This is a genomic window from Vibrio gallaecicus (assembly GCF_024347495.1).
Taxonomy (GTDB): Bacteria; Pseudomonadota; Gammaproteobacteria; order Enterobacterales; family Vibrionaceae; genus Vibrio; species Vibrio gallaecicus.
The window spans coordinates 57747-77994 of the sequence record NZ_AP025490.1 but is presented as its reverse complement, the minus strand read 5'-3'; the positions used below and the strand labels follow the sequence as shown (position 1 = coordinate 77994).

At 41.5% G+C, this 20248-nt stretch carries 16 protein-coding genes and 1 pseudogene; 9 read left to right on the top strand and 8 right to left on the bottom strand.

The window, feature by feature from the left end; translation table 11 throughout:
- Nucleotides 1-33: 33 nt before the first annotated feature.
- From OCU78_RS00340 to ftnA, 3 genes and pseudogenes are all read right to left on the bottom strand, one after another.
- Nucleotides 34-1053, bottom strand: a pseudogene (locus OCU78_RS00340) (NAD(P)/FAD-dependent oxidoreductase); the annotation flags it as partial.
- Nucleotides 1054-1261: 208 nt separating this feature from the next.
- On the bottom strand, nucleotides 1262-1585 hold the full coding sequence (uspB, locus tag OCU78_RS00335) for a universal stress protein UspB (protein WP_137373904.1): 324 nt from the start codon (nucleotides 1583-1585) through the stop codon (nucleotides 1262-1264).
- A gap of 69 nt (nucleotides 1586-1654) precedes the next feature.
- Nucleotides 1655-2182 carry a non-heme ferritin gene (ftnA, locus tag OCU78_RS00330; protein WP_137373903.1) on the bottom strand — a complete coding sequence of 176 codons (528 nt, stop codon included), beginning with the start codon at nucleotides 2180-2182 and terminating at the stop codon, nucleotides 1655-1657.
- Nucleotides 2183-2370: 188 nt separating this feature from the next.
- Between ftnA and uspA the strand changes: the two genes are divergently transcribed.
- Complete coding sequence (uspA, locus tag OCU78_RS00325; RefSeq protein ID WP_137373902.1) at nucleotides 2371-2805, top strand: universal stress protein UspA; 435 nt, start codon at nucleotides 2371-2373, stop codon at nucleotides 2803-2805.
- Nucleotides 2806-2858: 53 nt separating this feature from the next.
- Nucleotides 2859-3719, top strand: a complete 861-nt coding sequence (locus tag OCU78_RS00320; protein WP_137373901.1) for a carboxylate/amino acid/amine transporter — start codon at nucleotides 2859-2861, stop codon at nucleotides 3717-3719.
- A 96-nt stretch (nucleotides 3720-3815) separates the two neighbouring features.
- On the opposite strand, the gene OCU78_RS00315 is transcribed toward OCU78_RS00320, so the two are convergent.
- From OCU78_RS00315 to OCU78_RS00305, 3 genes are all read right to left on the bottom strand, one after another.
- Entirely contained in the window at nucleotides 3816-4454 is a 639-nt protein-coding gene (locus tag OCU78_RS00315) for a hypothetical protein (RefSeq protein WP_137373900.1), read from the bottom strand.
- Nucleotides 4455-4576: 122 nt separating this feature from the next.
- Nucleotides 4577-5356 carry a class I SAM-dependent methyltransferase gene (locus OCU78_RS00310; protein WP_137373899.1) on the bottom strand — a complete coding sequence of 260 codons (780 nt, stop codon included), beginning with the start codon at nucleotides 5354-5356 and terminating at the stop codon, nucleotides 4577-4579.
- 207 nt (nucleotides 5357-5563) lie between these two features.
- A complete protein-coding gene (locus tag OCU78_RS00305) occupies nucleotides 5564-8755 on the bottom strand; it encodes an EAL domain-containing protein (RefSeq protein ID WP_338117238.1) in 3192 nt (1063 codons plus the stop codon).
- Nucleotides 8756-8853: 98 nt separating this feature from the next.
- Between OCU78_RS00305 and asnC the strand changes: the two genes are divergently transcribed.
- Nucleotides 8854-9318: a transcriptional regulator AsnC gene (asnC, locus tag OCU78_RS00300; RefSeq protein WP_137373898.1), complete on the top strand. Its 465-nt coding sequence runs from the start codon at nucleotides 8854-8856 to the stop codon at nucleotides 9316-9318.
- A 171-nt stretch (nucleotides 9319-9489) separates the two neighbouring features.
- On the opposite strand, the gene prlC is transcribed toward asnC, so the two are convergent.
- Complete coding sequence (gene prlC, locus OCU78_RS00295) at nucleotides 9490-11532, bottom strand: oligopeptidase A (protein WP_137373897.1); 2043 nt, start codon at nucleotides 11530-11532, stop codon at nucleotides 9490-9492.
- Nucleotides 11533-11693: 161 nt separating this feature from the next.
- Here prlC and OCU78_RS00290 point away from each other — a divergent pair, with 161 nt between their 5' ends.
- The 6 genes from OCU78_RS00290 to OCU78_RS00265 all read left to right on the top strand — a co-directional run bounded on the left by OCU78_RS00290 (nucleotide 11694) and on the right by OCU78_RS00265 (nucleotide 19219).
- Entirely contained in the window at nucleotides 11694-12548 is an 855-nt protein-coding gene (locus OCU78_RS00290; RefSeq protein ID WP_137373896.1) for a 23S rRNA (adenine(2030)-N(6))-methyltransferase RlmJ, read from the top strand.
- 194 nt (nucleotides 12549-12742) lie between these two features.
- Nucleotides 12743-14098 carry a glutathione-disulfide reductase gene (gene gorA / locus OCU78_RS00285; RefSeq protein ID WP_137373895.1) on the top strand — a complete coding sequence of 452 codons (1356 nt, stop codon included), beginning with the start codon at nucleotides 12743-12745 and terminating at the stop codon, nucleotides 14096-14098.
- A gap of 132 nt (nucleotides 14099-14230) precedes the next feature.
- The gene (locus tag OCU78_RS00280) at nucleotides 14231-15562 is read left to right on the top strand and encodes a serine/threonine-protein kinase (RefSeq protein ID WP_137373894.1); all 1332 of its coding nucleotides are present in this window, start codon (nucleotides 14231-14233) and stop codon (nucleotides 15560-15562) included.
- Nucleotides 15563-15650: 88 nt separating this feature from the next.
- The gene (locus OCU78_RS00275; RefSeq protein WP_240701750.1) at nucleotides 15651-17093 is read left to right on the top strand and encodes a chromosome partitioning protein ParA; all 1443 of its coding nucleotides are present in this window, start codon (nucleotides 15651-15653) and stop codon (nucleotides 17091-17093) included.
- Nucleotides 17093-17665 (top strand): ECF-type sigma factor, encoded by a 573-nt coding sequence (locus OCU78_RS00270; protein ID WP_137373893.1) that lies wholly within the window; start codon nucleotides 17093-17095, stop codon nucleotides 17663-17665. The genes OCU78_RS00275 and OCU78_RS00270 overlap by 1 nt, the downstream gene beginning before the upstream one ends.
- A 3-nt stretch (nucleotides 17666-17668) precedes the next feature.
- On the top strand, nucleotides 17669-19219 hold the full coding sequence (locus OCU78_RS00265) for a hypothetical protein (RefSeq protein ID WP_137373892.1): 1551 nt from the start codon (nucleotides 17669-17671) through the stop codon (nucleotides 19217-19219).
- Nucleotides 19220-19235: 16 nt separating this feature from the next.
- On the opposite strand, the gene OCU78_RS00260 is transcribed toward OCU78_RS00265, so the two are convergent.
- Nucleotides 19236-20132 (bottom strand): PorT family protein, encoded by an 897-nt coding sequence (locus OCU78_RS00260; RefSeq protein WP_137373891.1) that lies wholly within the window; start codon nucleotides 20130-20132, stop codon nucleotides 19236-19238.
- Between the last annotated feature and the right edge of the window lie 116 nt (nucleotides 20133-20248).

Sequence of the window (20248 nt, the reverse complement as noted above, 5' to 3'; positions counted from 1 at the left end):
TCTGATTTTGACAACTTAGTGTGTTAGGAATAATGCCGTTCTATAGCCTTCAGTGCCATTTGGGGCAATTTTCCAGTTCTCTAAGTACTCTGTGATCGCCTTTAGCTGCTTTTCATTAAACTGTTTCAGCGGTTTATCTTCTAGCTCTTTACGCTCAATTAATACTTCAACTAGACGCTTTGGCAGCACTTTTGCGAGTGTGTTTTTTAAACTTTGATTAGGATGTTGCTCACGAGATTGCTCCAATAACGCATCCACATCGGCTTCTGGTACCAAGTTGATTGAAACCGCTTGACCTGCTTTCCAAAAAGATGAGATTTGTAATACAGAAGGTCCGGACAACCCTCGGTGAGTGAACAATAATGCTTCTTTAAATAGAGTCCCATCTTGAGCGGTAATCTCAGCGGGTACTGCAATACCAGAGAGCTCAGCAAAGTCTTCTTTGTCTGCTTTATGCAATGTGAAAGGGACTAAACCCGCGGTCGTTGGGATGATAGACAAACCGAACTGTTCAGCAACTTTATAGCCAAATGGAGTGGCACCTAACTTAGGCATTGAAAGCCCACCAGTCGCCACCACTAGTGATTCACATTCGACGACATCTGTATTTAAGTGCAATTTAAAACCGGACTCTTGCTTCTCAATTGAGTGCACATCACAGCGATAACGCTGCTCAACATTCGCTTGCTTACATTCTTCTAGCAGCATGCTCACGATGTCTTTTGCCGTAGAGTCATTTACACAGAATAACTGGCTATGATCGCGCTCTTCAAAATCAATACCGTGCTTGCATACCATTGAAACGAAATCCCAGTTGGTATACTGAGATAAAGCAGACTTAACGAAGTGTGGGTTTTTACAAAGGAAGTTATTGGCTGTCACATCGTAGTTAGTGAAATTACAACGACCACCACCAGAAATCAGGATTTTTCGCCCTGGCTTTTTCGCATGATCGACCACAAGCACTCGGCGTCCACGTTTTCCCGCTTCTGCTGCGCACATTAGACCGGCTGCGCCAGCGCCAATTACGATTACATCAAATTTTTCACTCATAGTGGTCTGTTTTAACTCTTCACTTACTGATCAGCCGAGCTACGTCCTGTAGTGGTGATTTCACCAATAAAAAAGGATGTGCATTAACAGCACATCCTTACTAATTTGTCGCTATTTTAGCGGCAAAACTTAACTTTGCAATTGATGATCAATTACCCAGCTCAGTGGCAACCCAAAACGGTTCCACTCTATGTCTATTTGCTTAGCTCTACACTATGAATGCAGCAAGCAGTGTTACCCCAAGTAAAGATACCGATAAGATAAACAGCTCTCTTACTCGGCTACATTTAGTGATAAACATAGTATCGTGATGATGGTGATACTCTTTACTTTTAATATAACTAAATAAGCGAACTTGCTTAGTCATATTGCCATGCGTGGTGAAGAACCCACCGCCATCTACTTGTTGATAAAGTAGCGGGTGAGCTTCTCGCATAATGTAGATTAATGTACGTAAAGCCGTTAAATAACGAGCCCAGTTAACGCATGTCACAAACATAAGCGCAAATAGAATAGTGTCTCCGCTGATCATCCTTTCCTCCCTACATCTTCATCGACGCTCAAAAGAAAAAGACAATCAGCTGACTATTTTCTTACAACTTTACGCTGCAGGAGCTTCCATAATTGAAGATGAACCATCTTTTGCCAATTGAGCTAAATCTTTATCAATGAAGAACAACGCTTTACCGTCTTCACCAACAAGCTCTAACTTGTCTAGAACGCCTTTAAATAACTTCTCTTCTTCGTGCTGCTCAGCCACGTACCACTGTAGGAAGTTAAACGTTGAGTAATCTTGTGATGTAAAAGCAACGTGAGCCAGTTTGTTGATTTGTTGAGTAATCATCTGCTCATGTTCGTAAGTTTCACGGAACACATCACCTAAACTACCAAATTCATGTTTTGGAGCTTCAATAGCACCTAAAATTGGCATTGCACCGGTCTCACTCACGTAAGTGAATAGACGTTGCATGTGTTCCATTTCTTCTACGGCATGAACACGCAGAAACTCAGCTGCACCTTCAAATCCTTTATCTTCACACCAAGCACTCATTTGTAAGTATAGATTGGATGAGAAAAATTCTAGATTAATTTGCTCATTCAGTTGTTCGACCATAGTTTTAGATAGCATTAAAGTCTCCTAGTTACCTCTTTAATTTGGTTTACTATATCACTATTTAAGCGATATCTCTTAGTCCAATACTTCACCGAACAAGATTAGTATTCCTACGCAATACAATGGATATGAGATCACTCTGGCAAAAAAACGTACAGGACGGTGCTAATCTATAATAAGACCGATAATAGGGAGATAGCAGTATGAGTTACCAACATATTTTAGTCGCCGTCGATTTGTCCGATGACAGTAAGCTATTGGTAGATAAGGCGGTAGCGCTCGCCAAGCCGTTAGGTTCTAAAGTGTCTTTTATCCATATTGATATCAATTATGCGGAGCTTTATACCGGGCTTATTGACATCAACATGGCTGAAACCCAACATAACGCAATGGAAGCTTCTCGTATTCAACTGCAAAATTTTGCGGAGCATGCACAGTATCCAGTCACTCATACTTTAGTCGGAAGCGGCGATTTAAGTAATGAACTCTGTGACACGATTAATGAATTCAACGTTGATTTAGTCGTTTGCGGCCACCATCAAGATTTTTGGAGCAAACTACTTTCGTCCACTCGCCAACTGATCAATGCCTCTCCTGTCGACATGCTGGTCGTACCCCTGCGGGATTCTCAAGACTAAGATTACAAGATTCGGTAGACTGCAGAACATTCATTTAACAAATAGATCGATTTATGAGTTATTTAGCTGCAGTCACCCTACTTTGGGCGTTTTCTTTTAGCTTGATCGGCGTTTACCTCGCAGGTCAGGTAGATGCTTGGTTCTCGGTATTAATGCGCGTTGCCTTAGCAGGCTTAGTCTTTTTACCTTTCTTAAAATTCCGTAATGTCCCTAAACCTTTAATTGCTAAACTAATGTCAATTGGGGGTATTCAATTAGGGTTAATGTATTGCTTCTACTATCAATCTTTCTTACTACTTTCTGTACCTGAAGTGCTGTTGTTTACGGTTTTCACCCCAATTTACGTCACTCTTTTTTATGACTTCCTAAAAGGTCGCTTCTCTCCTTGGTATTTAGTCACAGCTGCAATTGCGGTAGTTGGCGCAGTATTCATAAAGTTTGCCGGTATTAATGAAAATTTCTTAATGGGCTTTTTGGTGGTGCAAGGTGCGAACCTGTGCTTTGCGATTGGTCAGGTGAGCTACAAAGTGGTGATGGAGAAAGAATCAATAGATTTGCCTCAACATACCATCTTTGGCTACTTCTACTTAGGCGCATTATGTGTGGCATCTGTCGCTTTCATGCTCCTCGGTAATCCAGACAAATTACCGACGACACCATTACAATGGGGCGTACTTATTTATTTAGGGCTAATAGCTTCCGGTTTAGGCTATTTTGTGTGGAACAAAGGCGCGTGCATGGTTAATGCAGGTGCTTTAGCAGTGATGAATAACGCATTAGTCCCAGCAGGGCTTGTGGTGAATATTTTGATTTGGAATAGAGATGTTGATTTAGTCAGGCTTTCTATTGGTGGCGGTATTATTTTACTTTCATTGTGGGTCAATGAAACTTGGGTAAAAAAGCGAGTAGCATAAGCACACTAACAAATAAAAATAGCGACTGGTGACAGTCGCTATTTTTTGATCTTTATAATTACTTAATAGGGCTAATTACCCGTTTGTTATTTCCAGTTAGTGGATATGCTTGGTTGAGTCTGAAATTTGCCTTTCATTCAATACTACACTTTCGATATGTGCGCTCATTCTTTCGAATTGGCTTTCAAGCTTCTGACTCTTTTTAAGCAGCTTTCTGTGCTGCTTCACTACTTTTGCTAGCTTTTTATTGTATTTCTCACGCTTTTTAAGCGATTTTTTCGCACGCTTCAGTTCTTTACGCCCCAGCTTATCATTTTTTTCTAGCGTTAGTTTTTGCTCTAGCACTAATGCTTCAACACCAATTTTGGCTGCCTTTTTCACTTTTTTCTTAGAAACATTAGTCTCTAAAACAGCCTGCTCTTCTAAAGGTGTAGGTTCGAAAATTTGTACCACTTCAGCTTGAGGCTCCGCAAATGACACGGGAATTTGATCAACTAAGGTCAGTTCAGGAGTTGGAAGAGTTTCAGCAAGCAAACCACAAGCGGCTTTTTCTGCTACCGACTTAGTTTGGCAACCCACAGGTGGTATTGCTGATGGCTTGCATAGATTGGCTTTATCTGCAGATGAACGGGCACAAGAACGGCACACAAATTTAGGTTCCGTCACCAAGTTATGGATTTCACCTAAATGTTCAGTGATGTCTCGTCGGTTCAGCTTACAAAAACGTTTAGCCATTTCTACAACTCCAGCTAAGAATGGTAATAATTCTTAGTTAGATATACATCTAGATTTCACCGACCGCAAGCAATAAATAGTAATTTTTCGTATTTATGTCGGTTAAATAAAACAGCCTTTCGCTAAGTCATTGAAGCCTTTACATACACATCAAAACGGTTCTTTTTTGTCTCAATAGCCATACTTGGTTTTTTATCATCTAACCAGTCTGCGTAATCTGGTCTTTTCACGACCACTCGCTTGCTGGCCAGTAGTAATGCAGGCTGTAATAAACCATCAGCGTCTAAATCTGCTCCCACTAAAGACTGGAAAACTCGCATTTCTTTTTTGACTAACGCGGATTTCTTTTTATTTTCAGGATGTGGGTACATAGGGTCCAAGTACACTACATCTGGTTGTTGAAAATTTGAATCATTGGCGAGTTTATCTAAAGCGTCATGGCTTGAGGCATGAATTAAGCTCATGCGTTCGCTTACCCATGAACCAATGCCTGCGTCTTGCTTGGCACGCTCTAAACCATCATCTAATAAAGCGGCGACGACCGGATGGCGCTCAACCATTTGAACTTTGCACCCTAAAGATGCCAATACAAAAGCATCACGCCCCAAACCAGCAGTACCATCTAAAATAGTGGGAGTTGCCCCTTTATTTAACCCAGCGGCTTTGGCAATAGCTTGACCTTTCCCGCCACCAAACTTGCGTCTGTGACCTACAGCCCCACCGACTAAATCGACATAAATCGCACCCAGTTTAGGTTCATCTACCTTGCGAAGTTCTAACCTTTCACAGGTCAGCACCAAGGCAAAATCACTGGCATCATCATGAGATAAGTTCCAACGTTCAGCTAAATCATTCAGGCGATCAGTTTGATTAGCATCTTCGCAGATCAGTTGTAGGTGCAAGGTCGTCTCCAGCAGGTCGATATTCAAATCTCAATCAAATTGAGAGGGCAAATAAATAAGGCAAGCAGTTTACCTGATTGCCTCAAAAATAAGTATTAGATGGTGTGGCGATAAATGCACATTTCTTCAATGCTTTAATATTCAGCTTAATGATTACGCCTTACCATAGCTATCTCTAGAGTTATGCCAGCCACTCATTGAGCATTCTTAGATGTTCTTCTCTCTAATCAGCTCTTCCACCAGCTCCGCTAATGGCTTAGGTTTGCCGATGATATAACCTTGAGCATAATCGACCCCAAGCTCCATGAGTCTGTCGATAATCTGAGTATTTTCAACAAATTCAGCGACCGTTCGTTTGCCCATTTGTTTCGCTAAGTCATTAATAGAGCGAACCATCACTCTATCCATTTCATTGACATCAATATCCCGTACAAACAAACCATCAATTTTTACAATGTCGACAGGCAATTTTTTCAAATACCCAAACGAAGACAAACCCGAACCAAAGTCATCTAATGCAATCAAACAACCAAGCTCTTTCACTTTGGTGAAAAACTCAATGGCTTGATTCATATTACTCATGGCGGCAGTTTCAGTAATTTCTAAGCAAATCTTACAGTTCGGTACCCTAGTTGTTTTCAAGCTTTCTAAAAAGAAATCAATGAATTCTTGGTTCCCCATCGAGTGACCCGATAAATTAATTGAACATAGCCCCAAGTCATTAAAGGTTTCAAAGTTATCTTCTAACCATTGCAAGGTTTGCTTTATTACTTGGCGATCAATGTTATGTGCGACGTTATAGCGCTCAGAGGCTGGTACAAAGATCCCCGGTGAAATGTATTCACCTTTGCTGTTTTTGATTCGAGCTAAGATTTCAAAGTGCATCTTGTCATGATCACTATCTAGACCCAGGATTCGCTGAGCAAACAACTCTAAACGATCATGAGCCAATGCATCATGAACCAAATTCACACATTCCATTTCTAAATGGCGACGACGTAAATCCTCATCATCTTGATGATAAAGGTTATAACGATTACGACCTTCCTCTTTGGCGATATGACAAGCCGCATCTGCTTGTGCGTGAACCATTTGTGGCGAAGAAGCCGTATGATCAATTAAGCGAATACCTATTGAACTGGTTAAATTTAGGCGAATGTCATCCCACAAGAATGGGGCTTCTCTCATCGTCGAAATAATGCTGCGACAGACATTGATAGCATCTCGTTCTGTGCAATCTTTAAGTAACACGGCAAATTCATCCCCGCCCATACGCGCTAAAATGGCGTTATAAGGCAAGACATCTTCAAGCAGCCCTGCGCAAAATAAAATGGCGGCATCTCCGGCTTCATGCCCTGCGGTGTCATTCAATACTTTCAGTTGGTCGAGATCGAGAAATAACATCGCATGAGTTCTCATATGACTCGCGACTTCTTTCAGTGCTTTTTCAAGCTCTTGCTCGAAATGATTACGATTAAACGTATTCGTTAATAAATCATAACGCGCTTGGTATTCAAGTTGCTCCGACAGCGCATGTGTTTCACTGATGTCTTCTCCAACAATCAGCAGCTGGTCCGAATCGACTAACGGGCGAATATTTTCACGAATCCAAATAGTGTGTCCATCTGCGTGGCGATATTGAATATCTCGTCGCCATACTCCTTTCAAAGACTGCTGAGGTAGCAACAAGACTTGGCGAGGAATCATTACGTTTTTTTCTAAATAGAACTCTCTTGGGCGATGACCTAATAACTCATCGAGTGGATAACCCAATAATTGCTCAGCAAATTGGTTCGCCTGTTGAATTCGGTTATTTCCATCTAGAGTAATCATCATGACAGGCTGTTTGTCGTAGTACAGCTTCAAATTCGCCTCTCGCTGAAACAACTTATTTTCGGTTAATTTACGAGAAGTGATATCCCTTGCTTCAAGTAAAAACTGAACGTCTTCTAAATCTGAATTTGGCATTGGCTTCAGCGACACTTCCAACACCATTGAACCTCGGTCTTGGCACCATACTTCCCCTTCAAACCTAAGAGCTGAATGTGGTGTGCCAGCAGCAAAATAGTCTTTTAACGTTTGGCTCGCAGAGTCTTCCCAATGTTGATGTTCAAAGAGAGGAGAACCCAATTTATAGCCTTGGTTATAAAGCAGTTCATGCAGTTGTGTATTACTCGACACAAGCACCCCATTCTGTTCAACAATCCCCATAAACTGAAGGCTTTGATCAAAAATGGATTCTAGAAGTAATTGATTTTTTCGGCTGTTTTTTTCGCTGATTCGTAAGCGATTCACATAATAGATCAAGATGAAAATTACGATTGCCATCAATAGAAACACGCTACCAATAGTGCGTATCTCATCTCGATAGCGGGCAATAAATGACTCGGGTTTATTCAATAATGTTACTGACGCTTCAGTTTCAGCACCTAAATTCCAACGGTTAAGTTGTTGATGATCTAACTTAACTTCAGAAGAACCGGATTTGGCTCTTGGAAGTGGCTCATTTGGCGATGCTAATACATCAACTAACACTTCCCCGGTTTCTCGACCTTGAGATGAACCACTTTGGATAACCCCACCAACAGCACCAAAACCTAACCCTAAATCATGGACCATATAGATAGGAACATTCGTTAACTGGTTTAGCTTGCGCCAATCATCTTCACTACTGATGTAGCCATTTTTATCTCGGTAATACACCCAAAACAACACACTATTTGTCATGTCGCTTCGTTGTGCAAACTGAATGAGCTCTTGGTAAGTATCAGGAGTGAAGTGTTCAACCAAGTCATCAAACTCAGGATTCTGAGCCAAGAAACCATCAACTTGGGCACGCACTGCTTCTCCTGTCACAGAGTAGTCAGACACAATATAAACGGTATCTACAGACGCTTGCAGGCGTTGAATGAGATTTAGGTTATTAAGGATATCGATATCTTCGGTGACGCCTGTCGCGTTTAGGTCTTTGTGCATCTCTGGTGAGTAATCATTAATCCCCCCAAAAATTACCGGTGTGCCTTTTAGCTCAGGAGCTAAACGCTGCATTAAATGCAGTGCAATATTATCGCTCACCACCACTGCAGAGAATTCTTCATGAGAAAATTTTGATTTATAAAGCTGGTACACTTTTTCTAAGTACGCTTGGCTTTGCACTCGCTTGGCATCTAGGTAAACAACTCGATAAGAAATCCCTTCGTCATTCAACGGCTTTGAGAGTCCCTCTTGAAAACCATCGGTCCAGAAGAAGCCTTGATGATACGAATGCACAACCAAAACATCTTTCGGTTTCGCCATTTCTTTCTGTTGTGCTATTTCTTTCGGTTGTGCGATTACCTTCTGCTGTGCAATAGCAAAAAAACTGCAAACCATCATGAGAATAAATAACGAAAAGCGCACTGAGTTAACCTTATCAATGTAGATACTGTTAATATTATCACCCTTGGCTATGAAATGTACTCTAGCTAACCATTTTTCACTCTGTACAAGGACTTTGCATGTCGACAACAACAGCCCGCTTAGATGACCTGGATCGCGCTATTCTAAAAACCCTGATGGAAGACGCACGTACCCCTTATGCAGAAATGGCAAAGCAATTTGATGTTAGCCCTGCCACCATTCACGTTCGTATCGAAAAGATGAAAGCCGCCGATGTCATCGAAAAAACGGAAGTGGTCGTCAACACAAAAAAGCTGGGCTATGACGTTTGTTGCTTCATTGGGATTAACCTCAATGCCGCACGAGACTACCATTCCGCCATTGAAAAGCTGAATGCATTGGATGAGGTTGTCGAGGCATATTACACAACAGGTGCTTACAATATCTTTGTGAAGCTGATGTGTAAGTCGATTGAAGAGCTGCAATTTGTATTGATAGATAAGCTACAAGCGATTGATGAAGTGCAATCCACAGAGACGCTGATTTCTCTGCAAAACCCAATTAACCGTAATGTGAACCCTTAGCTCTCTAGCGATATTTTTCGGTAATAACGATAAAGCTAAGTCACAACGAGAAGGCTTATTCATCACGATAGAGTTTCAGAAGGATGAAGCTTTTGGTCAATAAAGCAAAAATAGACACATACAAAAAAGGCTGAACTCATAAGTTCAGCCTTTTGCTTTATACAGTTTTAATTACGCTTCAATACCAGCGTGACGCAACATCGCATCAATTTGTGGCTCACGACCACGGAAACGTTTGAATAGCTCCATTGGTTCTTCACTACCACCCATTTCAAGAATGTTATTCAAGAAGCGTTGACCGGTTGCTTCATTGAAAATACCTTCTTCTTCAAATGCAGAGAATGCATCAGCCGACAAAACTTCAGCCCATAAGTAGCTGTAGTAACCTGCGCTGTAGCCACCAGCAAAGATATGCCCAAAGCTATGCGAGAAACGGTTCCATTCAACACTTGGTAGTACCGCTACTTTCGCTTTTACATCTTGCAGAGTTTCTAAAACACGTGCGCCAATTTCAGGATCGTATTCTGCGTGTAGAGTGAAGTCGAATAAGCCCAATTCTAACTGACGTAAGATAAACATCGCTGATTGGAAGTTTTTCGCTGCCAGCATTTTCTCTAGCATTTCTTTTGGTAGCGCTTCGCCTGTTTCGAAATGACCAGAAATGAACGCCAGTGCTTCTTCTTCCCAACACCAGTTCTCTAGGAATTGACTTGGCAGTTCAACGGCATCCCAAGGTACACCGTTAATTCCTGCTACTGCGCCCGCTTCCACTTGAGTCAGCATATGGTGGATACCATGACCAAACTCGTGGAACAAAGTAACGACTTCATCATGCGTAAACAGTGCTGGCTTATCACCAACAGGTTTATTGAAGTTACACGTTAAGTAAGCAACCGGAGTTTGCAGCTCACCAGATTCCGTAATACGGCGACCACGGCAATCATCCATCCACGCACCACCGCGCTTATGCTCACGAGCATACAGATCAAGGTAGAAGCTGCCACGTAATGTGTCAGTTGCATCAAAAATATCAAAGAAACGTACCGACTCGTGCCAAGTATCCACGTCTGTGCGTTCTTTTACTGACATACCGAATACACGGCTCAGAACTTCAAACAAACCTGAAACTGCTTTTGCTTCTGGGAAGTATGGGCGCAGTTCTTCGTCTGAAATTTCAAACAAGTTTTGCTTTTGCTTTTCGCTGTAATAAGCGATATCCCACAATTCAAGATTAGCGACACCAAATTCTTTTTCAGCAAACTGACGCAGTTCTTCGACTTCTTTCTCACCTTGAGGCTTAGCTTTTACTGCAAGGTTGTTCAGGAAGCCTAGAACTTGATCCGATGTTTCAGCCATTTTCGTCGATAGTGACTTTTCGCTGTAAGTCGCGAAACCAAGCATACGCGCGATTTCATGGCGCAATTTTAGCTGTTCAGTGATCAACTCTGAGTTATCCCATTTACCTGCATTTGGACCACGATCAGAAGCGCGAGTTACATAAGCTTCATAAAGCTCTCTACGTAATTCTTGGCTATCACAGTAAGTCATGACTGGTAGATATGAAGGGATATCAAGCGTCAGTAGGTAACCTTCTAACTCTTTAGATTCAGCGGTTGCTTTTGCTGCCGCAAGTGCTGATTCAGGCATACCTGCAAGTTCAGCTACATCAGTAATATGCTTACTCCAACCCATGGTTGCATCCAGCACATTGTTTGAAAATTGAGAGCCTAGCTCAGACATGCGCTTGCTGATTTCACCGTAACGGTATTGCTCATCAGCAGGTAAACCAATTCCTGATAATTCAAAATCACGCAGTGCATCGGTAATTGTCTTTTTCTGAGCTTGCGTTAGCGTCGCAAATTCATCACTCGCTTTAATCGATTTGTACGCTTCAAATAAGCCTTTGTGTTGGCCAACCCATGTACCGTATTCAGAAAGAATAGGTAAGCAACTTTCATACGCATCACGTAATTCATCGCTATTTACTACCGAATTCATGTGGCTTACTGGTGACCAAATTCGACCTAGGCGATCATCTACTTCATCAATTGGCGCAACAAGGTTGTCCCAAGTTGGCGAAGTATTACCTTCTAATACTTGTTCGATTTTTTTGCGGCAGTCGGCAATCACTTGCTCAACAGCAGGCTTAACGTGCTCGGGTAAAATTTTAGAAAATGGAGGTAAGTCCGTGAAAGTCAGTAATGGATTAGACATGAGGCATCCTTTTAAATTTCGTCTTTTTTATCATTTATACGTCTAATAAATGTAGGCAGCTTATGCAAATTTCAATAGTGGCGTATAATCATTCACATTAGTTTGTTTGGAGTACCAGTTGATGAGACTCCACGGTTCATTCAGTTAAGCGAGAAATCATTTTGCTAAGTTATCGTCACAGTTTTCACGCAGGCAACCATGCGGATGTGGTTAAACATATCGTACAAAGCCTTATTCTTAATTCACTTAAGCAAAAAGATAAACCTTTTGTTTATCACGACACTCACTCAGGCGTGGGTCGCTACGACCTAACGCACGAATGGTCTGAAAAGACTGGTGAATACAAACAAGGTATTGCTCGCCTTTGGTCGATGAATGAAGAAAACCAAGACGGCCTTCCAGAAGCGTTACAAAGCTACCTAGATTCTATCTCAACGCTAAACAACGGTGAGAAGTTACGTTTCTATCCGGGTTCACCACGTGTGGCTCGTGCTCATTTACGCGAGCAAGATCGCATGGTATTAACCGAGCTTCACCCAGCGGATCACCCGTTGCTAGAGCAAGAATTTCATCGTGACCGTCAAGTGTCTATCTACAAAGAAGATGGGTTTCAACGTTTGAAGGGCAGCCTACCTCCAAAAGAGCGTCGCGGTTTAGTACTGATTGACCCTCCATACGAGCTTGCAAAAGAGTACCGAGATGTCGTGACAGCCATTGCACAAAGTCACAAACGTTGGGCAACAGGTATCTATGCTATTTGGTACCCAGTGGTTAACCGTTGTGATATTGAAGACATGATTGAAGGGTTAGAAGGGTTAGGCATTCGTAAAATCTTACAAATTGAACTCGGTGTTTCCCCTGATACTAACGAGCGCGGTATGACAGCATCAGGCATGATCGTCATTAACCCACCTTGGATGTTAGAAAACCAGATGAATGAAATTTTACCGGTTTTAAAAGAAGCAATTGCACCGGCAACCGGTCATTTCAAAGTGGAATGGATCGTTCCAGAATAAATATTCCTGAATGTTCACTACTTTGCCAAGAGAAATGAAACCTCTCATTGCGCACAAAAAGAACAATAATTTTAAGGATAGATTGAGTTCAACCGATCTATCCTCCATATAAAATAAATAAAACAAATTCATGTTGAGATCGTTACGCTAGCAATCCAAGCAACGCTCTCACTCAATAAAAATTGGAGAAAGTAATGGCTACTCATTTTGATTACATTTGTATTGGCGGCGGTTCAGGCGGTATTGCATCGGCAAACCGTGCTTCTATGCATGGCGCTAAAGTGGCACTAATTGAAGCTCAAGACCTAGGTGGTACTTGTGTAAACGTTGGTTGCGTACCAAAGAAAGTGATGTGGCATGGCGCGCAAGTCGCTGAAGCTATTAACCTTTACGCTGAAGATTACGGCTTTGATGTAGATCTTAAAGAGTTCAAATGGAACAAGATGATCGAAAATCGCCAGGCGTACATTGGCCGTATTCACCAATCTTACGATCGCGTTCTTGGTAACAACAAAGTAAACGTAATCAAAGGGTTTGCTAAGTTCGTTGATGAGAAGACAGTAGAAGTAAATGGCGAACTATACACAGCTGATCACATTACCGTTGCAGTCGGTGGTCGCCCAACTATCCCTAACATTCCAGGTGCAGAGCACGGCATTGATTCAAACGGCTTCTTTGAGCTAATGGAACAACCTAAGCGCGTTGCTGTTATTGGCGCAGGCTACATTGCCGTTGAGATTGCTGGTGTATTACACGCACTAGGTACAGAAACTCACCTTTTCTGCCGTAAAGAGTCACCACTACGTAGCTTCGATCCTATGATCATAGAAACGTTAGTAGAAGTAATGAATACGGAAGGTCCAACACTTCACACACACTCAGTGCCAAAAGAAGTGGTAAAAGAAGCGGATGGTAGCCTGACTCTACATCTAGAAAATGGTGAAAGCCAAAACGTAGATACACTTATTTGGGCAATTGGTCGTCACCCAGCAACGGATGCAATTAACCTTGCGTCTACAGGTGTTGAAACGAACGATCGTGGCTACATTAAGGTCAATGAATACCAAGAAACAAACGTGAAAGGTATTTACTGTGTTGGCGACATCATGGAAGGCGGCATTGAGCTGACTCCTGTTGCGATTAAAGCGGGTCGTCAATTGTCTGAGCGTTTATTTAACGGTCAAACCAACGCGAAAATGGATTACAACTTAGTTCCAACGGTTGTATTTAGCCACCCGCCTATCGGCACCATTGGTCTAACGACACAAGAAGCTGAAGAGCAATACGGCAAAGACAATATCAAAGTCTACACTTCTGGCTTTACTGCTATGTATACAGCAGTAACGAAGCACCGTCAGCCTTGTAAAATGAAGCTAGTGTGCGCTGGAGAAGAAGAAATGGTTGTTGGTCTACACGGCATCGGTTTTACTGTTGATGAAATGATCCAAGGTTTTGGTGTTGCAATGAAGATGGGCGCAACAAAAGCCGATTTCGATTCAGTGGTTGCGATTCACCCAACCGGTAGTGAAGAGTTTGTAACAATGCGTTAATTGTTGATAAATTTTATAAAAAACCCAGTTGATGCTGGGTTTTTTTGTATTCATTTAAATAATATCTTCAAGATGGAGCCGTCTTTCTTATAGAATGCAAAACTAATAAATACAATATTATCAGTAGTAACAATGTCAGCTCAAAGTCCCACAGAGGTCTTTTATCACCTCATGGATTTATCCGTCTCAGACAAAGAAGTGTATCTAAAAAAATTAAAATCACTTCAACCTGAGCTTTTCAAGCAAGTTTCTCCACTGCTTGCGGTGAATAAAGAATCAGAGCAATTTACCGAATTGCTCGGCTTTCACGCGCACCAAGCAACGAGTATCGAATTAGACTTAACCAATACTCTTATTCATAAATACCATATTACTCATGAATTGGGTCGTGGTGGGATGGGGATTGTTTACGCCGCCAGCCGTGCTGATAAAACATTTGAGCAAGACTTAGCCATTAAATTCATCCAGCCAGCATTAACCCATGTTCTGGGTAAAAAGTCGCTTTTTGATGAAGCTCAACTGTTAGCTCATTTAAACCACCCTTACATCGCTAAAGTTTTCGATGGTGGTGTTTATGAAGGCTCAGTCTATATTGTAATGGAGCGTGTTGAAGGTCAGACTTTATGTCAGTACTTAGCCTCTACACCCCTCACGCAGAATAAAAAGCTCAATCTCTTTAAAGATATTTGCTTAGCAATTGAGCATGCTCATCAGAATCAGATCTTACATGCTGACTTGAAACCTGAAAATATACTCATTGATGCGAATACATCACCAAAAATACTCGACTTCAACTTGACTCAAAAAGTCAGCCAGTCGAGTAAATCAAAACACACCCTGCTCACGGCATACAGCAAAGCCTATGCGAGTCCAGAACAAATGGCTGGCGACTATTTGACTCAACAAAGCGATGTGTATTCATTAGGTAAAATTCTCAGCCTGCTATTCCCTATAGAGAAGCCAACGTCTGACATTGCTCATATCACCTATAAAGCAATACAGCACCAGATCAAAGATCGCTATTCAACCGTTGCAGAAATGCGCCTCGATATTGAAAGCCTATTAGCATGCCGACCAATATCGCAAAAAGCACACTTGCCTTTCTATACGGCTAAAATGCTTTTCTGCCGCAGACCAGTTCAATGTGCACTTTCTTGTTTGTTGCTGCTTTCTGGCACCACACTTTCTAGCATGCTGATTTATCAAAACCAGCAGTTGGCACAAGAAAAACAGATTGCAGAAAACATGATGTATGAAGTCACCAGCTTGCTCTTCCATGCCAAAGGCAGTGATTCTGCCCAAATGTCTGTCAACAGCATGTTGGAACTGACTCGTAGGCGTATTTTATCTAATCCAAATATACCGAAAGACATCAAGCAGAAAATGTTGCTAGCCATGCTAACTCCTACACCGGAAAAGCAAGTACTGAAAAGGAACTGCACTGAAGGCTGCACAACACCATAGCTTTATAGCTTTATAGCTTTATAGCTTTATAGCTTTATAGCTTTATAGCTTTATTAAACACCTAAATAGAAGGATTTTAAGAATAATAATGAAGGCTTTTTATTTACTCGCAGCGTTAAGCTGCTTTTCCAGTTTCGTAGTCAGCGCACAGCCAGAAACTCAAACTGGATACTTTATTGATTCACCAGTCTCTGGTTTGTATTACGAAACTAGCTCTAATTTATCAGGTACCACTAATAAAGGAGCCTTTGAGTACAACCCCGGTGACATCATCAGTTTCTTCATCGGCAATGATAACTCGGGCTACCTTTTAACAACGTTATCCGCTCAACAAGTCATTACCCCGACCCTTTCGTCCACTAAGCCAAGTCGCAGCATTAATATGACTCGGCTCTTGTTGTCGCTAGATAGCACACCCGAGAACCGTGAGGAGATTGTACTTGCTAGTAAAATTTTATCTGATGTTGAATTTCAAAAAAAATTAAAAAGCATTGATATCAGTTATTTAGACAGTATTGGGTATTCTCTTGGGTTAGAGCTAGTATCAACCAAAGAGGCCACCGAACATTTAAACCAAAGCCAGCAGTACATAAAGAAAAATTTCACTTCAGATGAAGTCATCTTTTCGCCTAAAAACATCAAGATGAGCAATATCATCATCATGAAAAAAGATTGGGCGGGCAGAACTTGTATGTATGATTTAGCCCATGCAAACAACCCAAAATATCATGGTCCAATCGGCAGTACTGATTACAAAGTAACAGACGATGAACTCATTCAGTACCCGAGCATTGGCGATTATTTTAAAGGGTGCAACCTTGTCCCGGGCAAGCTAATAAGTGAGATAATAAGAGAGCCGATAGAGAATACCGAAGGCTGGAGTGGTCTGATCGGGTGCGCGGCAAAAGGTTGTACTCGTAATGATCTCAGTGGCTTCGCCATTGAAGATTATGACGACGAAGGCGACTGGAAGTATAGAACCGTTGCGCTAGATTTTGATCCAACTACTCAACTGTTGATGGAGAAAATACAAGGGTTGGGAAAAAATGAACACATTAGGCATTCCAATAAACGCGAAATGATCTGGTTCACCTACCCAGCATCAGGCAAGGGTGACACTATTCCTTACCAAGGGTTCTGGCAACACACCATATATGAGCAAACTGATATGGTTCAGCAATGCTTATACATTAATAACAAAACCATCTTGCAGGCAGAAATAATTGAGGATAGCTGCTCTACAAATGCTGCACACTATATCACTGATGTCACTCAACAATACGGTGATATGTGGTGGTTAAATAACCCAGAAAACACGGCATCTTTAGCGCAATTAAACACTCAAGTTCGTTGGTATGACTCAGTACCCAATCAACATTTTACGACTTGGGAATATCTTCCAGCAGGAAAAGAGTGGGACGAAGGGATCTTGTATCGATTCCGTCAATCTATCTCGCTAAACGGCGATGGCTCCCATAAAGTCGACACATTGTCAGTTTCCGAATTCCACAAAGTAGGGTCGAATATCTAATGGCTACAGCAACGGCAGATCTCACTCAAATCATAAATGAATGGCAATCAGGTAACAAAAGTGCAGAAACTGAACTGTATAAATTCGCTTACCTTCAGCTTCGCCATATTGCTCTCGAAGAACGTGTTAGAAACGCACAAAAATACGGGGATGATAACCAAGTATTAAACGACAGTATGAACAGTACGACAGCACTCATACATGATGCTTACCTTAAAATGTCGTCATCCAACTTACAGTCGATTAGCAATAAAAGAGATTTCTTTTTAATGGCCGCCAAAGTCATGAGACAGATCTTAATCGATAATGCTCGCCACCTTCAGGCTCAAAAAAGACAACAACTTACCTTGGTCAACGCTGATAACGACGACAGGTTTGAGCAATTTGTCATCATGGATAAGGCTCTTGATAGCTTCAGCCTGCGCTACCCTCGCCAGTCTCAAGCATTAAAGCTCAAATACTTAATGGGGATGCGTAATCAAGAAATCAGCCAATTACTGGAATGCAGCGATAGCCTAATCGAAAAAGACCTTAAGTTTTCTCGAAGCTGGCTTCAAAGCAAACTGGTATAACGAATGAAAAAGAGAATAGGCTTTGTCATTGTGGCTGGGTGTGCGGTTCTTATCAGCTTACCTTCTTTTCTATCATCGAAAGAAAGTAATGAGGTGCCATTCACCGATACTGTGAATACAGAACCATCAAATGCCGGTGAATACTCTCACAACGGTTCAACGACTAAGTTTCACTCACCAAAGCAGAATGAGCCTGAAACATTAGTAAAAGATAATGATAAAGAAGCGCAAAACACTAATAATATTTCCTCTTCTCCTATCAAACAAAAGCAAGAAACAACTGAGCCCCTTAGCTTTTCTGGCTCAGGGGAAACATTGGTCATCAAAACCGATGACCCAACTCAGCTAAAAGATAAAAATCGCAAACCTGAAATTAACCTAGCGACGCAACAAAGCATTCAAAATGAAATAAACCAATGGGTGTTCACTGAAAGCTCGCCAGTTAATTACTCTTTGGATATTTCGGGGTTATTTGAAGATCCTGATGGTGATTTGCTCACCACTCAAATGACAATCAATCACCCTTCATTCTCTGTATCGGGAAGCTCTGGGAACCTTCAAATACAAGGCACACCAAAAGCTGGAAAACCGCCAACTCAAATTATTATACGAGCAAAAGACAGCCACCATGGATCAGAAGAAGATGCATGGGTATCTGTAACCTTTCAATTACCTTTCGTTTATTCCGGCTTAGAAGAAGACACTTCACACCCACTAATTGGTCACACTTGGTTTCGCCTAGAAACGACCAATAATTTAGCGGGGAAGAATTACAATTACGAAGTGGTTTACTGTGAAGCGTTTAAGTTTATCAATGACGAGGTGTTTTTCGCCGCCTCAAAAACATTAACGACTTGCCCACAAGAAAATGATCTACGTTTAATCGGTAACTACCATGTCAGCGAAGGTGATTTAATCGCCACTAGCAGTCTGTCTCCTTTTGATTCCGACATGACATGGCGAATTCTTGAGGAATATCCTGACTCACCTAAGTACTCGACCGCTTATGTCGCCAGTGTTCTCACTGGTAAGCATTATGAAACTTACACTTTAGGATCCAGCCGAACACAGATAGAGCAACGCATTAACACTATAACTGGGCAGCACAGTTTGCAAATGACACCCCATGACTACATGTACTTAGCGACAAATGGGCGCTATTACCTTGGCGTTATTGGTATGCACCTCAGTAACTACCAACAATCTAATCCTAGCAACCCTGATATAATGGATGGTGATTTAAACATCCAATCAAAACAAATTAACGTTACATGTAATGATTTGCTTACCGGCTTTAATTATATATCTGTGGCAGGGCAAGGTGTTTACGGTGACATTATTGGTCAAACGACTGGAGAACAGAATGAGCCAATAGAATGTGCGGAGGTTTTTGTCCCTCAATGGCAAAAATGGTACTCATTTTTCGACGTCGACTTCTTAAACTATCACGAGTTTAAAGACGGAGAAATATTCAGTATTATTCTCCGCCCTAGAGCCGAGTTTACTCATAAAGTTGAAGAAATTAAGATGAACGTTAAGTATGTCACCCCTTAATCCTTGACCCTTTATCTTAGAAACTCCACAACGCCTGCAAGCCTGTACTGAAAGTATAAGTATCGGCTTCAGGCAGAGTCGCTTTTTTATTTTCGGTAATCATTTCCGTACACTTACCATCAACCATAGTATTACAGTAACTGGTTGTCACAGTCTCCGGATCTGATTCAAAGCGCTTTTCATAACCAAGCATCGCATACCAACCTAAATGAAAGCCAGGTGCCACTTCATAACTGACCGTCCCTTCTAGTGCAGTTCTAAAGCCAAAGTCATAAAAATCCGTATCTGGGAATTGCGTATTGCTGGTCACACTCCAAACGGGTAAGCCGACTGTCGCTTTGCCACTCACATGCCATTTGTCATCTCGGTATAGAGTGCCGTCATCATAGGCGATACCTACATCAAGAAAGATATCGGTTGAGGTTTCTTCCCAAGTTCCATAAAAAAACTTATTGCCGTCCGCAGTATGGTTTTTCACACCGTAGCGAGTGAAGGTTTGATACGTAAGAGAAGGCCCACCAATGATTCTCCAGCGATCATTCACCTTATAATGCAGCTGTATATTGGTGGCTGTTTTTAAATATTCCAGCTGATTGTTTTGAATAACGCTACCATTGTTAGTCCAATCTTCAGTACCATTTTGAGGAGAAAAAGAGGCTAGCGCATCAATAGAAAAGTCATACTTATCATTAATGTAATACAGACCGCCAGTATTAAGAACAGGGTTGGTCACCGTCACTTCAGACGTTAATCCACCAAAGTATTCTTGGTATGTGACGTTCTCAATTCCTACAGTAAAGTAAGAGTACCCGTAACTATCTTTACTGCTATCCGTTTGGCTGCTATTTAAACGATCATCATCCTGAGCCAAAACCGCCATTGGCATTAAACCTAGGCATATCCACTTTTTCATTTTACATCCCTAACCTTTCATTGATGGGCGGAATAGTAATGAAAAGAAAACCTCAACTGAAGGTGATAGATGGAAATAAAATTCAATTAAATTTTACGGTTTTTTTGTGATTTTAC

Coding starts and splice junctions, on each gene's coding strand:
- uspB (WP_137373904.1), bottom strand. CDS start 1,585: ATGATCAGCGGAGACACTATTCTATTTGCGCTTATGTTTGTGACATGC.
- ftnA (WP_137373903.1), bottom strand. CDS start 2,182: ATGCTATCTAAAACTATGGTCGAACAACTGAATGAGCAAATTAATCTA.
- uspA (WP_137373902.1), top strand. CDS start 2,371: ATGAGTTACCAACATATTTTAGTCGCCGTCGATTTGTCCGATGACAGT.
- OCU78_RS00320 (WP_137373901.1), top strand. CDS start 2,859: ATGAGTTATTTAGCTGCAGTCACCCTACTTTGGGCGTTTTCTTTTAGC.
- OCU78_RS00315 (WP_137373900.1), bottom strand. CDS start 4,454: ATGGCTAAACGTTTTTGTAAGCTGAACCGACGAGACATCACTGAACAT.
- asnC (WP_137373898.1), top strand. CDS start 8,854: ATGTCGACAACAACAGCCCGCTTAGATGACCTGGATCGCGCTATTCTA.
- prlC (WP_137373897.1), bottom strand. CDS start 11,532: ATGTCTAATCCATTACTGACTTTCACGGACTTACCTCCATTTTCTAAA.
- gorA (WP_137373895.1), top strand. CDS start 12,743: ATGGCTACTCATTTTGATTACATTTGTATTGGCGGCGGTTCAGGCGGT.
- OCU78_RS00280 (WP_137373894.1), top strand. CDS start 14,231: ATGTCAGCTCAAAGTCCCACAGAGGTCTTTTATCACCTCATGGATTTA.
- OCU78_RS00275 (WP_240701750.1), top strand. CDS start 15,651: ATGAAGGCTTTTTATTTACTCGCAGCGTTAAGCTGCTTTTCCAGTTTC.
- OCU78_RS00270 (WP_137373893.1), top strand. CDS start 17,093: ATGGCTACAGCAACGGCAGATCTCACTCAAATCATAAATGAATGGCAA.
- OCU78_RS00265 (WP_137373892.1), top strand. CDS start 17,669: ATGAAAAAGAGAATAGGCTTTGTCATTGTGGCTGGGTGTGCGGTTCTT.
- OCU78_RS00260 (WP_137373891.1), bottom strand. CDS start 20,132: ATGAAAAAGTGGATATGCCTAGGTTTAATGCCAATGGCGGTTTTGGCT.